At 58.9% G+C, this 12,282-nt stretch carries 10 protein-coding genes; 4 read left to right on the top strand and 6 right to left on the bottom strand.

Annotation, left to right across the window (positions count from 1 at the left end; translation table 11 throughout):
- Window positions 1-174: 174 nt before the first annotated feature.
- From thyA to rppH, 4 genes are all read right to left on the bottom strand, one after another.
- Complete coding sequence (gene thyA, locus J9788_RS22590) at window positions 175-969, bottom strand: thymidylate synthase (RefSeq protein WP_046899044.1); 795 nt, start codon at window positions 967-969, stop codon at window positions 175-177.
- Window positions 970-976: 7 nt separating this feature from the next.
- Complete coding sequence (gene lgt, locus J9788_RS22585) at window positions 977-1,849, bottom strand: prolipoprotein diacylglyceryl transferase (RefSeq protein WP_015378920.1); 873 nt, start codon at window positions 1,847-1,849, stop codon at window positions 977-979.
- 222 nt (window positions 1,850-2,071) lie between these two features.
- Window positions 2,072-4,318 carry a phosphoenolpyruvate--protein phosphotransferase gene (ptsP, locus tag J9788_RS22580; protein WP_182265320.1) on the bottom strand — a complete coding sequence of 749 codons (2,247 nt, stop codon included), beginning with the start codon at window positions 4,316-4,318 and terminating at the stop codon, window positions 2,072-2,074.
- Window positions 4,319-4,330: 12 nt separating this feature from the next.
- On the bottom strand, window positions 4,331-4,858 hold the full coding sequence (gene rppH / locus J9788_RS22575; RefSeq protein WP_004931849.1) for an RNA pyrophosphohydrolase: 528 nt from the start codon (window positions 4,856-4,858) through the stop codon (window positions 4,331-4,333).
- 696 nt (window positions 4,859-5,554) lie between these two features.
- On the opposite strand from rppH, the gene mutH reads away from it, so the two are divergent.
- The 4 genes from mutH (at window position 5,555) to J9788_RS22555 (ending at window position 8,679) form a co-directional block, all read left to right on the top strand.
- On the top strand, window positions 5,555-6,241 hold the full coding sequence (gene mutH, locus J9788_RS22570; protein WP_033644848.1) for a DNA mismatch repair endonuclease MutH: 687 nt from the start codon (window positions 5,555-5,557) through the stop codon (window positions 6,239-6,241).
- Window positions 6,242-6,341: 100 nt separating this feature from the next.
- Window positions 6,342-7,058 (top strand): TerC family protein, encoded by a 717-nt coding sequence (locus tag J9788_RS22565; protein WP_046899042.1) that lies wholly within the window; start codon window positions 6,342-6,344, stop codon window positions 7,056-7,058.
- Window positions 7,059-7,213: 155 nt separating this feature from the next.
- Entirely contained in the window at window positions 7,214-7,432 is a 219-nt protein-coding gene (locus J9788_RS22560) for a YgdI/YgdR family lipoprotein (RefSeq protein WP_016929923.1), read from the top strand.
- A 206-nt stretch (window positions 7,433-7,638) separates the two neighbouring features.
- On the top strand, window positions 7,639-8,679 hold the full coding sequence (locus tag J9788_RS22555; RefSeq protein ID WP_033644844.1) for an NADP(H)-dependent aldo-keto reductase: 1,041 nt from the start codon (window positions 7,639-7,641) through the stop codon (window positions 8,677-8,679).
- A gap of 33 nt (window positions 8,680-8,712) precedes the next feature.
- Here J9788_RS22555 and lplT read toward each other — a convergent pair whose 3' ends face one another.
- Window positions 8,713-9,897, bottom strand: a complete 1,185-nt coding sequence (gene lplT / locus J9788_RS22550; RefSeq protein WP_046899041.1) for a lysophospholipid transporter LplT — start codon at window positions 9,895-9,897, stop codon at window positions 8,713-8,715.
- A complete protein-coding gene (gene aas / locus J9788_RS22545; protein WP_182265321.1) occupies window positions 9,897-12,050 on the bottom strand; it encodes a bifunctional acyl-ACP--phospholipid O-acyltransferase/long-chain-fatty-acid--ACP ligase in 2,154 nt (717 codons plus the stop codon). Before aas ends, lplT begins: the two co-directional genes overlap by 1 nt.
- Between the last annotated feature and the right edge of the window lie 232 nt (window positions 12,051-12,282).

The raw sequence follows: 12,282 nt of genomic DNA, 5'->3' as shown, positions 1-12,282 counted from the left end.
GCGGCCAGTGTAAGGGCCGTAACAAGGCGGTAAAGCCCCATGCGCAAGCCTTGCGGCAAGCTGCGCAATGTTTTCCCTGTAGCGACAAGTGGCGACAATAAAATGCGGCGCGGCGCGCAATGCGGATAAAAAAAGGGGCGCAATCGCTGCGCCCCTGGTGTGATGCGGTTAAGGTCAGATCGCGACCGGCGCCTTGATGGCCGGGTGCGGATCGTAACCTTCGATCTCGAAGTCTTCGAAACGGTAATCGAACAGCGAAGCCGGCTTGCGTTTGATCACCAGCTTCGGCAACGGACGGGGTTCACGCGTCAGCTGCAGCTGCGTCTGTTCCATATGATTGCTGTACAGATGGGTATCGCCACCGGTCCAGACGAAGTCGCCGACGTCCAAATCGCACTGCTGCGCCATCATATGCACCAACAGCGCGTAGCTGGCGATGTTGAACGGCAGGCCGAGGAACACGTCGCAGGAACGCTGGTACAGCTGGCAAGAGAGCTTGCCGTCCGCCACGTAGAACTGGAAGAACGCGTGGCACGGCGCCAGCGCCATCTGGTCCAGCTCACCGACGTTCCAGGCGGAAACGATAATGCGGCGCGAATCCGGATCTTGTTTCAGCTGCTGGAGCACGTTGCTCAGCTGATCGATCTGACGACCGTCCGCCGCGCCCCAGGCTCGCCACTGCTTGCCGTACACTGGGCCGAGATCGCCGTTTTCATCGGCCCACTCGTCCCAAATGGTGACCTTGTTGTCACGCAGATAGGCGATGTTGGTATCGCCGTTCAGGAACCACAACAGCTCATGAATGATCGAACGCAGATGACATTTCTTGGTGGTCACCAACGGGAAGCCTTCCTGCAAATTGAAACGCATCTGGTGGCCGAAAATCGACAACGTGCCAGTGCCGGTACGGTCGGCTTTAGGAGTGCCCTCGGCGAGCACCTTGTTCATCAAATCCAGATACTGTTTCATTTGTCCCTCACGACAGTTGTTGCTGCGGGCGACGACGGTACGCCCAAATCATCATAATAACACCGGCCACCACCATCGGGATGGACAGGATCTGCCCCATGCTGATCACGCCGTCGAACAGGCCAAGCTGGGCATCCGGCTGGCGGAACGCTTCAACGATGATGCGGAATGCGCCATAACCGATCAGGAACAGGCCCGATACGGCACCCATCGGCCGCGGCTTGCGGATGAACAGGTTCAGAATGATAAACAGCACCACGCCTTCAAGCAGCAGTTCATACAGCTGGGACGGGTGACGCGGCAGCACGCCGTACTGATTCAGCAGCGGTAGCAGAGAAGGGTCGGCGGCGGCGAGCGCCACGTCTTCGCTGCGCGAGCTTGGGAACAGCATCGCCCAAGGGGTGTCGGTGGTCACGCGGCCCCACAGTTCACCGTTGATGAAGTTGCCGAGGCGGCCGGCGCCCAAACCGAACGGGATCAATGGCGCGATAAAATCGGAAACCTGGAAGAAGGTGCGTTTGGTGCGGCGAGCGAACCAGAACATCACCAGAATCACCCCCATCAATCCGCCGTGGAACGACATGCCACCATCCCAGACTTTAAACAGATAGAGCGGATTATCCAGGAACAACGGCAGGTTGTAGAACAGCACATAGCCCACGCGGCCGCCGACGAATACGCCCAGGAAACCGGCGTAGAGCAGGTTTTCCACTTCGTCTTTGGTCCAGCCGCTGCCCGGCTTGTTGGCGCGGCGCACCGCCAGCCACATGGCAAAAACGAAGCCGACCAGATACATCAGGCCGTACCAATGCAAAGAAACCGGGCCAATGGAGAAAATGACCGGATCAAATTTAGGAAACGCCAGATAGCTATTGCTCATCTATCACCACAACATGTCTGTTATTTTTCCCCATGCGGGGGCGGCAGGTGCCAAACGTCGGCGCAGGTTGTCACACGCCTTTCAAACGGCAGCGTTGGCCACTGCGGTTTGCAAGACGACGAACATGCGTCGCGCTGAGGTTGCGCATCATAACATAGGCTTAGCGCGGTCCGGGCCGGCAGCACGGGAAAAGTTCTGTAAAAAAATCACATCGCGCGGCGATTATCTGCCGCCGCGAATCAACCCGCCCATGCCGCGTCGTTCCATAAACGCCGCCACCAAATGGCGCACTTCCGTGGTCATTTGGGTGTTCAACACCCGTTGCGCCAACACTTCGGCGTCGGCAAGGTCGATATGCCGCAGCAGGTATTTGATGCGCGCCACGCTGCGACCGTTCATGCTCAGATTGCGATAGCCCATGCCCACCAGCAACAGCGCGCCCATGGGATCGCCGGCCAGCTCACCGCACAGGCTAAGCTGCAGCCCGGCTGCTTTCCCCTGTTCGGCGATCAGCTTCAGCACCTGCAGCATCGCGGGATGCAGGCTGTCGTACAGCGAGGCTACCCGCGTGTTGTTGCGATCCACCGCCAGCAGGTACTGGGTCAAATCGTTGGTGCCGACCGAGATGAAGTCGACACGCCCGGCCAAATGCGGGATCAGGAAAATCATCGACGGCACTTCCAGCATCACGCCGATTTTCGGTTTCGGGATCGCGTAGCCAAGCACCTCTTCCACCTCGCGCCCGGCGCGGTCAATCAGGCGCTTGGCCTCATCGACCTCTTCCAGGCTGGTGACCATCGGCAGCAAAATGCCCAGGTTGCCGGTGCCGGCATTGGCGCGCAGCATGGCGCGCACCTGTATCAAAAAGATCTCCGGCTGGTCCAGAGTGATGCGAATGCCGCGCCAGCCCAGGCAGGGATTTTCTTCGCTGATCGGCATGTAGGGCAGTTGCTTGTCGGCGCCGATGTCCAGCGTGCGCAGCGTGACCGGTTTGTTGGGATAAAGCTGCAGCATGCCTTGATACTGCGCGACCTGTTCTTCTTCGGAAGGGAAACCGCTTTGCAACATGAACGGTATTTCAGTGCGGTACAACCCCACGCCGTCCACCCGGCCGCCCAACAGCTGTTCATGTTCCGGGCTGAGGCCGGCGTTCAGCATCACCTGAACGCGTTCGCCGCTTTTCAACTGCGCCGGCTGTTCGACGTCGTCTTCCGCCAGCTTGCTCAGTTCCTGTTCTTCGCTGATCAGCCGTTGGTATTCCTGCACCAGCACCGGTTCAGGATCGACCAGCAGTTCGCCGCGATACCCATCGACGATCAGCAGCCGCTGGCTGAGCAGAGAAGGCTGAATGTCGGCGCCCATCACCGTCGGCACCCCCATCGCCCGCACCAAAATCGCCGCATGCGAGTTGGCGGCGCCGTCGCGCACGACCACGCCGACCAGGCGATCCTGCGGCACTTCGGCCAGCAATGTCGCGGTCAGTTCATCCGCCACCAGCACAAAACGCGCCGGCCACTGGGTGGCGCCCTGAGTGCTGTCGTCGAGGTGGAACAGCAGGCGCTGGCCCAGCGCGCGCAGGTCGCTGCCGCGCTCGCGCATATAGGTGTCCTGCAGTTTGGCGAACTGTTCGGCAAAGGCTTCTATCACCTGCTTCACCGCCCATTCCGCCACCGAGCCGTTGTCGATTTCGGCGAACAATTCGCGCTTGAGGCGGGCGTCGTTTAGCAGGTGAGAATAAAGATCGAAGATCGCCGCGCTCTCTTTTTGCGAGCTGGCGGCAAAACGCTTGCTGAAGCGGCGAAATTCCGCACCGGCCTCTTCCAGCGCCAACGTCAGGCGCTCGCGCTCGCTGGCGGTGTCCAGCGTCGACGCGCGGTAAACCTGATCGAGCGAAGGCTGGCTGCTGTCCTGCCACCCTTCCGCCACCGCTACGCCGGGCGAGGCCGCCAGCGCGCGCACGCGCGTTTGGCGATACTGACCGAAAATGGCATTAAGCTGCGACTGTGAAAGGATCCCGGCCATCTGCGTGGCCAGGGTGACCATGAACGACTCTTCGCTTTCGTCGAACTGGCGCAGCTCGCGCTGCTGCACCACCAACACCCCCAACAGCTGGCGCCGGTGAATGATCGGCACCCCGAGGAAGGATCGGAAGCGATCCTCTTTGACCTGAGGAACGTACTTGAAGCTGGGATGGCTTTGGGCATCGGCCAGGTTGATGGGTTCGGCCCGACGGCCTACCAACCCGACGACACCTTCGTCAAACGCCAATGCGATAGTGCGCCCGCGCGGCTTTTTCAGCCCGCGCGTGGCCATCAGGTAGTAACAGCGGCGATCGTTGTCCGCCAGGTAAATGGAGCACACTTCGGTGTCCATCGCCAGACAGGTTTCATTGACCAGCAGATCCAGCGCATCCGTCAGACTGGCCGCCGCGGCCACCTTCTCTACAATTTCTCGCAAGCGCGTGAGCATAGTCGGCTTAACTTAACCTCTCTTTCGGCGATAAGCGGGGGCCTGCCGCGGCGCCGCCTGCTCTTGCATCGGCATCACGGTCACGGCGAATTCTTTCATCACCCGGCGGTAGACGTCGCGTTTGAACGACACCACCTGGCGCACCGGATACCAGAAGCTCACCCAGCGCCAACCGTCGAACTCCGGCGTGCTGCTGCGCTGCATGTTGATATCAGCGTCATTGCACAATAGCTGCAACAAAAACCATTTTTGCTTTTGGCCGATACAAACCGGCTTTGTGTCCCAACGCACCAAACGTTTCGGCAATTTATAGCGCAACCAGTTGCGGGTCGAAGCCAGGATGCGCACATCCTTTTTACTCAGCCCCACTTCTTCGAACAGCTCACGGTACATCGCCTGCTCCGCAGTTTCGCCAGGGTTAATCCCACCTTGGGGAAACTGCCAGGAGTGCTGACCGTAACGGCGGGCCCATAAGACCTGCCCCTGACGATTACAGATTACGATACCAACATTCGGGCGGTAGCCATCATCATCGATCACCGGACTACCTCGATAAGCTTAAATTCGCATAGATGTCCTGATTGTTTCACACAAGCTACAGGCGGTAAACCACTGCTTTACGGCGCTGCGGGCCGGATAACATTGGGATAACTCACAGATATAGGCAAAGTTATAAACATGCATTGGCATTTCAGACCGGTTTTATTCACTTTTTCTGTGGATAGGTGTGTGTAGAACTCGAGGGATAAGCCGGTAAAACTCTCGTCCCCGAAAATCCCCCCTCACACCGAAAAAACAATATTTTTCATAAAAACATATAATTAACCAATATCCCACAGTTATATACAGGGCAAAAATGTGATCTATGCACGGTAAGGATCTTACCCTGGCGAAAGATCCACCAACGCCGTTTTTATCCACAGATTATCCGGGCAAGTTACGCACAAAACGGACAAATTCGTAAAAAAACGCCCGAGTCAAGGCTGTAAATTGAACCAGTGATCGGTAAAAATTTGGGTTATCCCATAAATCTGTGGATAAATAGGTGTAAGATCCTGTTTATTGTCGGTGGCTTCAGGTGAACAAGCCTCGCGGGTGCATTGCCGCCCGCGCAAGGAAAGAAAAAAAGTCATGTAAAATCATGCTACTATTATTCTTTTCCCCAGGCGACTGGGGTTACCGTTTCCCGTGTATCTTTGCAGTACGTTTTTCAACCAAATTCGACAGGCTTGATTTATGGCGTTTTTATCCCCTCTGCCGCCCCCGCCGGAAAATGAACGGCAACTGTTCGAGCGCGCTCAGGCGCTGGCCGGCTTCAGTTTTGGCGAACTGGCCGCCCGCGCGCAGTTGCCGATCCCCAAGGATCTGAAACGCGATAAAGGCTGGGTGGGCATGCTGCTGGAGCTGTACCTCGGCGCCATGGCCGGCAGCAAACCGGAACAGGATTTTCCCGAGCTGGGCATTGAGCTGAAAACCATTCCTGTAGACGCCGCCGGCAAACCGCTGGAGACCACTTTCGTCTGCGTGGCCCCGCTCACCGGCAACAGCGGTGTCACCTGGGCCAGCAGCCACGTTCGCCACAAGCTGGCGCGCGTGTTGTGGATACCGGTAGAGGGCGAACGGCAAATCCCGCTGGCGCAGCGCCGCGTCGGTTCGCCGCTGCTGTGGAGCCCGAGCGCTGCAGAAGAAGAGATGCTGCGCCGCGATTGGGAAGAGCTGATGGATCTGATTGTGCTCGGTCACGTAGAACGCATCACCGCACGCCACGGCGAAGTGCTGCAACTGCGCCCCAAAGCGGCCAACAACAAGGCGCTCACCGAAGCCATCGGCGAACAGGGGCAACCTATCATGACGCTGCCGCGCGGTTTCTATCTGAAAAAGGGTTTTACCGGCGCGCTGCTGGCAAGACATTTCTCAATCTAAGCGATTTCGTTTAACTCTGGTTTAGCTAGCCCTGTCAGCGCCACGATAAACGCGTATAATTCACGCTTTGCATTTATTAAGTATTAAGGTGTGTCGGGCAATGTTCGAATGGATTATGGATCCCAATGCCTGGTTAGCGTTAGGTACGCTAACCATTCTTGAGATCGTACTGGGTATTGATAACATCATTTTTCTGTCGCTGGTGGTGGCGAAGCTGCCCAAAGCGCAACAGAACAAAGCTCGCCGAATGGGCTTGGCCGCCGCCATGCTGATGCGCCTGGCGCTGCTGGCCTCCATCGCCTGGGTGATCCGCTTGACGCACCCGCTGTTCACCGTGCTGGATCACGCCATTTCCGCCCGCGATCTGATCCTGCTGCTCGGTGGGTTGTTCCTGATCTGGAAAGCCAGCAAAGAGATCCACGAAACCATCGAAGGCACGGAAGAAGAGCACCACACCAAGGTGCACAGCTTCTTCGGCGCGATCGTACAGATCATGCTGTTGGATATCATCTTCAGTCTGGATTCGGTGATTACCGCCGTAGGCCTTTCCGATCACCTGTTCATCATGATGGCGGCGGTGGTGATTGCCGTCGGCGTGATGATGTTCGCCGCACGGCCGATCGGCGAATTCGTCAATCGCCATCCGTCGGTGAAAATGCTGGCGCTGGCGTTCCTGATCCTGGTGGGCTTCACGCTGATGCTGGAAAGTTTCCAGGTGCACGTGCCGAAAGGCTACATCTACTTCGCCATGTTCTTCTCCATGTCGGTAGAAGCGCTCAATCTGATGCGCAGCAAGAAAAATCACGCCTCCGAATAAACCTGCACGGAAGCCGCTATCGGCGGCTTCCGCCGTTTCGTTGCCCCCTCATTTCAGTTTTTCTTATCAGATAAAGACTTATCTGAGACGCTCTCTGCCAAGAGTTTGCTAATCTTGAAAGAACATTGTTTTCTGCATAATCGAGGATCCGCAGGATGAAAAAGTGGGTAATGGCAGTGTCTGCGCTGGTTATGGCCGCCGGTTTGGCGGGATGTTCCAGCGACTACGTGATGGCGACCAAAGACGGCAACATGATCCTGACGCAAGGCAAACCGGAGATCGATACAGACACCGGGCTCATCAGTTATAAAGATGAGAAAGGCAACCACCGCCAGATCAACGGCGACCAGGTTTCCCAGGTTATCGAACGCTAATCACCGCTCGCCGGCTATCGCCCGTTCAAGCGCGGTAGCCCTCATTCGTGTCCGCACTGAATCCGCTTCCCCCATCTTCACCGCTTGGTTATAGTCAGGAAAGGCGACATCGCCGCCCGACGGACTTTGCGCCGTCTTCTGAGATTGGGCTCCTGTTTCACCGGGCCGTGCGGCCCGTCAGCGCTAACAAGAAAGGAAGGCCGTTAATGCAATACCACCGTATTCCCCACAGTTCTTTAGAAGTGAGCGTGCTGGGACTGGGCACCATGACCTTTGGCGAACAGAACAGCGAAGCCGACGCCCATGCGCAACTGGACTATGCATTGGCCGCAGGCGTGAACCTGATAGACACCGCCGAACTGTACCCGGTGCCGCCCCGCCCGGAAACCCAGGGCCTGACCGAAAGCTATATCGGCAGTTGGATCAAAGCACGCGGCAATCGCGAAAAAATCGTCCTGGCCAGCAAAGTCTCGGGCCCGGTGCGCGGCACTGACAGCAGCATCCGCCCGCAGCAGGCGCTCGATCGCAAAAACATCCGCGCCGCGCTGGACGCCAGCCTCAAGCGGCTGAACACCGATTATCTCGATCTTTACCAATTGCACTGGCCGCAGCGCGCCACCAACTGCTTTGGCAAACTCAACTATCAATATACCGATGACAAAGCCACGGTCACGCTGCTGGAAACCCTGGAGGCGCTGACTGAGCAGGTGCGCGCCGGTAAAATTCGCTATATCGGGGTCTCCAACGAAACGCCCTGGGGCGTAATGCGCTATCTGCAACTGGCGGAGAAACACGAGCTGCCGCGCATCGTGTCGATTCAAAACCCGTACAGCCTGCTGAACCGCAGCTTTGAGATTGGCCTGGCCGAAATCAGCCAGCACGAAGGGGTAGAACTGCTGGCCTATTCCAGCCTGGCGTTCGGCACGCTGAGCGGTAAATACCTCAACGGCGCTAAACCGGCCGGTGCGCGCAATACGCTGTTCACCCGCTTCAACCGTTATTCAGGGCAGCAAACCCAACGAGCGATCGCCGAATACGTGGCGCTGGCCAAAAAACACGGGCTGGATCCTTCGCAGATGGCGTTGGCCTTCGTGCGTCAGCAGCCGTTCGTCGCCAGCACCCTGTTGGGCGCCACCTCGGTGGAGCAGTTGAAAATCAACCTCGACAGCCTCGACGTGATTCTGGATGAGGACGTGCTGCAGGCGCTCGAAGAAATCCACACCCGGTTTACCATTCCGGCGCCTTAATAGCCTGAGGGCGCAGCCTGGCTGCGCCCCGTTTCACCGCCGCTGCGACCACCACAACGCGCTAATCGCCAGTGCAAACACCACGCCAAACCCTACGCCGACGCCCACCACCGGCACGCCCAGCTTCACGACCAAAGAATACAGGCCCAGCATCAACAACATGGCGGCGTTTTCACCCAGGTTTTGCACTGCGATCGCATTGCCGGCGCCGACCGAATGTTTGCCCCGCTCCTGCAGCAACGCATTGAGCGGCACGACGAAGAAGCCCCCCAGCATGCCGATGAGCGCCAGCAAGACGTAGGCATTGAGCATGGTCGTTTGCAGCGCAAACACCGCGACCGCGACGCCGATCAGGATCCCGGCCGGCATACAGCGTTTCACCGTTTTAAGCGTGACGAAGCGCGCGGCGGCCCCCGCGCCCAACACGATGCCGACGGCCACCATGGCGTTCAGCAGCGTCGGCGTGGCGTTATCGGCGATGCCGAGCGCCACCGGCACCCACAGCACCAGCAGAAAACGCAGCGTCACGCCGGCCCCCCAAAACAGGCTGGTGCCAATCAATGAGAAACGCGTCTGTCCATCGCGCCACAGCGTAACGCAGGCAGCAAAGAAGCTGTGCGTCATGGCCTGCGGACGCCACGAAGCGCCAGGACGCGCCGCCGCCAAACGCGGAATATACAGGTTGGCGACCACTGCCCCCGCGTAAACCAACGCGCAGGCCGCCAGCGCCGCCGCCACGTGCCAGTCCGCCAAAACACCGCCGGCGACCGAACCGGTCAGAATGGCCGCAATGGTCGAAGCCTCGATCAGGCCGTTAGCCTTGACCAGTTTCTCGCCGCTGGTGATCTCGCCCAGAATGCCGTATTTGGCCGGTGAATACGCGGCGGCTCCCACGCCGACCAGGCTGTAACCCAGAAACGGGTTACCCCCAAAACAGATCACCAATGCCCCCGCCAATTTCAGGGCGTTGGCGAACATCATCACCCGCCCTTTGGCAAAGCTGTCGGCGATCTGGCCGACGAACGGAGCCAGAATGATATAGGTGGCGACAAAGGCCATCTGCAGGATCGGCTGGCTCCAGTCCGGATACAGCTGCTGCTTGATCAACGCCAGCGTGGCGAACAGCAACGCATTGTCGCCGAACGCCGAAAGGAACTGCGCGCTGATCACCGCGATCATGCCGCGTGACAACAAAGGGGATTCGGTCGAAGGATTCATCAGGCACTCTCCGGCTGTTCGGCCATATGACGCAGGGTGACGAAATCAGGTTTGCCGCTGCCGAGCACCGGCAGCGTTTTCAACAGGCGAATATCGCGCGGCACCGCCAGCTCCGGGCTGCCCAGTTCGCGCGCCACCCGCAGCAATGCCTCGCGGGTAATGGCGGGATCGGTGGTGAACAGCACCAACGCCTCGCCTTTGCTGCTGTCGCTTTTGACCGTGGCGGCATGCAGTTTATCCGGCGAAAGCCGTTGCGCCAGCAGTTCGACGCTCTCCAGCGACACCATCTCGCCCGCCAGCTTGGCGAAGCGCTTCACGCGCCCGCGAATGGTGCAGTAACCCTGCTCATCCAGGCTGACGATATCGCCGGTGTCATACCAGCCCGGCTGCAGCACGCCGTTCGCATCTTCCGCCGCCGGCGGCTCCAGTTCGCCGGGGCGCTCAACCCGCAGATAGCCTTTCATGATATTCGGCCCCTTCAGCTGCAGGCGACCGCCGTTATCAATACCCGGCACCGCGATCAGACGCGCCTCCATCTGCGGCATGATGCGCCCGACGGTGCCCACCTTGGTCGCCAGCGGCACGTTGATCGAGACCACCGGCGCGCACTCGGTCACGCCATAGCCTTCCAGAATGCGGATGCCATATTTGTCCTGATAGATCTGTTTGGTGCTGTCCGCCAGTTTCTCCGCGCCGGCCACGACATAGCGCAGGCGGGCAAAATCATACGGATGCGCGAAGCGCGCATAGTTGTTAAGGAAGGTCGCCGTGCCGAACAGCACCGTGCAGTTACGGTCATACACCAGCTCCGGCACCACGCGATAGTGTAGCGGGCTGGGGTAGAGGAAAATGCGGCTGCCGGTGAGAAGCGGCGTGAGCAGCCCCACCGTCAGGCCGAACGAGTGGAACAGCGGCAGCGACGACATGAAGCGGTCGCGCGGCGTGAAATCGGCGATGGTGCGGATTTGTTCTACGTTGGCCAGCAGGCTGGCGTGCGAATGCACCACGCCCTTGGGATGGCCTTCGGATCCGGACGTGAACAGGATCAGCGCCGGGTCCTCCGGACGTTGCGGCAACGCCGCGCGCTGCGGCTGCAGCAAGTGACGCAGGATCCACAGCTTATCCGCCAGGGTGACCGTATCTTTCAGATCTTCCAGATATACCCAGTTAGCTTGCGGCAACTGTTCCGGCAGGTGGGTCAGCTTGCCTTTCTCCAGAAACTGGCGCGAGGTGACGATGGTTTTGATGCCGGCGGCCGTCATCGCGCTGTTCAGGCCGTTGGCGCCAGCGGTGTAGTTGAGCATCGCCGGGATGCGATTGCGCAGCGAAGCGCCGAAGATCGCCGCCGCGGTAATGGTGGCGTTGGGCAACAGCAGCCCAACGTGCTCCCCCTCGGCGGTAAAGCGCTGCAGAATGCGGCTGACGCCCAGCGATTTCTTGACTAGCGTCTGGTAACTGTCCTCTTTGAAAGCGATGTCTTCAATGCAAGGCTTGCGGCGCCCATAGCGGTGCTGCGCCGCCAGCAAGGCATGGAACAGCGTTTGCGGCTCGCGCGTCTCCATGCGCGCCCGCATCATGATCTGCATCAGCCGATCGCCCGCCAGCGCCCGGCGTTCACGCGCGCGCGGCGCTTCCGGCATCGGCAGCGTGGTCGGCGGCAAGATGCGGATGCTTATTTGCGGGAACCAGCGGATCTTGAACACCCCGGCCATGCGGCCAAACGGGCTGAACTCCGGCCCATCGATCCGCACCGGCACCACGGTGGCGCCCGATTTGGCGGCGATAAACGCCGCTCCGTCGTAAATTTTCATCAGCGCACCGGTCACGGTGATGCGCCCTTCAGGGAACACCACGATCGGCCGTCCCTGCTCGACCATGCGCACCAGTTGCTTGATGGCCATCGGCTTGGTGGGATCGAGCGAGACAAAATCGATGTAAGGCCGCAGCCAGCGCATAAACCAGCTCTCGCCGATGCTGGCATAGACCGCAAACACCGGTTTTATCGGCAGGAACAGCGCCAGCAGTACGCCGTCGAGGAAAGAGACGTGGTTCGGCGTAATCAGTAATTTTTGCCGTTCGAAGTGCTGGACGTCCCCTTCGACCCGTACCCGAAACAACAGGCGAAACAGCGCGCGCAGCAGTGAAAAGATCATGCCCTTCTCCCTTGGCCATGGAGGCGTAAATCGTTGTAGGGAAAAGAATACTATATGGCAGGCAAAAAAAAACCTACGCATCCGCGTAGGTTGGTGCAATTGAAAATGGCTTCAGCATGCAAGGCACGCTGATTTCTCACCAATCAATACCTCTGGGATCACCTACTCTAGAGAGATGGCGTGCAGGAAACTACCGGCGAATCGCAAGAGTTCTGCTCCAAATGCAACCAGC

It is taken from the genome of Serratia sp. X10 (assembly GCF_017811775.1).
Classification (GTDB): domain Bacteria; phylum Pseudomonadota; class Gammaproteobacteria; order Enterobacterales; family Enterobacteriaceae; genus Serratia; species Serratia ureilytica.
This window is presented reverse-complemented; position numbering and strand designations above follow the sequence as displayed.

Excerpts from the sequence above, each read along its gene's own strand:
- thyA (WP_046899044.1), bottom strand. The coding sequence starts at position 969 with ATGAAACAGTATCTGGATTTGATGAACAAGGTGCTCGCCGAGGGCACT.
- lgt (WP_015378920.1), bottom strand. The coding sequence starts at position 1,849 with ATGAGCAATAGCTATCTGGCGTTTCCTAAATTTGATCCGGTCATTTTC.
- ptsP (WP_182265320.1), bottom strand. The coding sequence starts at position 4,318 with ATGCTCACGCGCTTGCGAGAAATTGTAGAGAAGGTGGCCGCGGCGGCC.
- mutH (WP_033644848.1), top strand. The coding sequence starts at position 5,555 with ATGGCGTTTTTATCCCCTCTGCCGCCCCCGCCGGAAAATGAACGGCAA.
- J9788_RS22565 (WP_046899042.1), top strand. The coding sequence starts at position 6,342 with ATGTTCGAATGGATTATGGATCCCAATGCCTGGTTAGCGTTAGGTACG.
- J9788_RS22560 (WP_016929923.1), top strand. The coding sequence starts at position 7,214 with ATGAAAAAGTGGGTAATGGCAGTGTCTGCGCTGGTTATGGCCGCCGGT.
- J9788_RS22555 (WP_033644844.1), top strand. The coding sequence starts at position 7,639 with ATGCAATACCACCGTATTCCCCACAGTTCTTTAGAAGTGAGCGTGCTG.
- lplT (WP_046899041.1), bottom strand. The coding sequence starts at position 9,897 with ATGAATCCTTCGACCGAATCCCCTTTGTTGTCACGCGGCATGATCGCG.
- aas (WP_182265321.1), bottom strand. The coding sequence starts at position 12,050 with ATGATCTTTTCACTGCTGCGCGCGCTGTTTCGCCTGTTGTTTCGGGTA.